The following is a 295-nucleotide window of genomic DNA, read 5'->3' on the forward strand; positions in this document are numbered from 1 at the left end:
GACCATGGTGCCGAAGACCTCGTCGATCGCGCAAGTGATGGGCGTCACCAACGCGGTCACCATCGACGGCGACGGCATTCCGCCGATCACGCTGGTCGGTCCCGGCGCCGGCGGCGCCGCGACGGCATCCGCCGTGGTTGCCGATATCGCCGATGTCGCGTGCGGCATCCGCGCGCTGCCGTTCGGGCGGCCGGCGGCGCGTCTGCGTGCGACCAAGAAGGCGCCGATGGAGCGCCATGAGGGTGGCTACTACATCCGCCTGATGGCGCGCGATTTCGCCGGCACCGCGGCGACC

Annotated in this window: 1 pseudogene; it reads left to right on the forward strand. The window is 71.5% G+C overall.

Annotated elements, in window-relative coordinates:
- Positions 1 to 295: pseudogene (locus tag BGN91_RS11550) on the forward strand (homoserine dehydrogenase); the annotation flags it as partial.

The sequence above is a fragment of the Nitrobacter sp. 62-13 genome, assembly GCF_001896955.1.
Taxonomy (GTDB): Bacteria; Pseudomonadota; Alphaproteobacteria; order Rhizobiales; family Xanthobacteraceae; genus Nitrobacter.